The sequence below is a fragment of the Streptomyces sp. 8P21H-1 genome, assembly GCF_013302945.1.
The window spans coordinates 1-1,428 of the sequence record NZ_JABTYA010000063.1 but is presented as its reverse complement, the minus strand read 5'-3'; the positions used below and the strand labels follow the sequence as shown (position 1 = coordinate 1,428).

Annotated in this window: 3 protein-coding genes; all 3 read left to right on the top strand. The window is 72.4% G+C overall.

Going from position 1 to position 1,428, the window contains the following annotated elements; translation table 11 throughout:
• A partial coding sequence (locus HO151_RS01155) for a class F sortase (protein ID WP_254594615.1) occupies positions 1–505 on the top strand: 505 nt, incomplete at its 5' end.
• On the top strand, positions 502–1,116 hold the full coding sequence (locus tag HO151_RS01150) for a sigma-70 family RNA polymerase sigma factor (RefSeq protein WP_173894278.1): 615 nt from the start codon (positions 502–504) through the stop codon (positions 1,114–1,116). The genes HO151_RS01155 and HO151_RS01150, both read left to right, overlap by 4 nt.
• Positions 1,100–1,428, top strand: a 329-nt coding sequence (locus HO151_RS01145) for a hypothetical protein (protein ID WP_217422751.1), incomplete at its 3' end; no start/stop codon positions are given. The genes HO151_RS01150 and HO151_RS01145, both read left to right, overlap by 17 nt.

The following is a 1,428-nucleotide window of genomic DNA, read 5'->3' as shown; positions in this document are numbered from 1 at the left end:
CCGATCTGTCGGTGACGGTCCCGCTCCCCGCACGTCGGTGGGGCCCGGGCGGGTCCCCGGGCCCCGGTCGCTGTCGCTGCCCCGGCTGGGTCTGCGGGCGCCGGTCGACCCGGTGGGGGTCGCCGACGACGGACAGGTGGAGGTTCCCGGGGATCCGCGCCGGGTGGGCTGGTACCGCTTCTCGCCGGCCCCGGGAGGGCCGGGCGGGTCCTCGGTCGTGGTCGGCCACGTCGACTCCGACGGCGGGGAGCCGGGCGTCCTCGCCGCGCTCGACGACGTGCGGCAGGGCGACCGGGTGCTGGTTCGGCGCACGGACGGCAGCGGTGTCGAGTACCGCGTCGCCGCCCGGCGCAGTGTCGCCAAGCAGGACCTGGCAAAGTCGCAGGCGTTCCGCAGGGACGGGCCCGGGGTCCTCACGCTGATCACGTGTGCCGGCCCCTACCTTCCGGACCGGGGCGGCTACCGGAGGAATCTGGTCGTCACGGCCGTGGAGGCATCCGGGTGAGGCCGATATGGGGTGGCTCCGAGGTGCTGGCCGCTAGTGTGGCGGCCGTGACCTCCGTCCCCGACGAGTACCTGGGGCGTGGCTTCGCCGAGGGTGACGAGTCATGCCTCGGCGAGGCGTACCGCCGGTGGGGCGCCCTCGTCTTCACGGTGGTGTTCCGCAGGCTGGGGGACGCGGAGGAGGCCAAGGACGTCACCCAGCAGGTCTTCGTCGGAGCGTGGCGGGGCCGCAAGGGGTACGACCCGCGACGCGGATCGCTCAAGACCTGGATCATGGGCATCACCCACAAGAAGGTGATCGACGCCCTCACCCGGCGCTCACGGCACCTCAGGGACGTGGAGGCGGTCACGGTCGCGGCGGCGTCGGGAGCCGATCCGCAGCATGTCTCCGCGTCGGACTCCGTCCTGGACTACGTTCTTCTCACCGACGAGATCGACAGGCTTCCCGAACAGCAGCAGACGGTGCTCAGGCTGGCCTTCTACGAGGACCTCACCCAGGCGCAGATCGCCGAGCGCACCGGTCTTCCGCTCGGCACCGTCAAGAGCCAGACGCGACGCGGGCTGATGCGTATGAAGAACCGATTGGAGGTGGACGGTGAAGCACACGGATGACGAGACGCTGGCACTGATGGCGACAGGGGAGAACCCGTCCCCCTCCTCCGCGGAGCACGTGCGTGGGTGCGCCGAGTGCGCACGGCAGCTCGACGCCCTGCGCCATGTCGTCTCGACGGTCAGGACACCCGTCCTCCAGGACCATGAACTGCTCGCCCCGCCCCCCGGCCTGTGGGACTCCATCGCCGACGAGCTGGGCCTCTCCGGGCGGCAGGGCGGCGCCGGTACGGACGGCGACGCTCCCGGCGGCGATCCGGGCGCGGTGCGGAGGCGTCCGGCCCGCGCCGGCCAGGACGCCTCCGCAAAAGACGG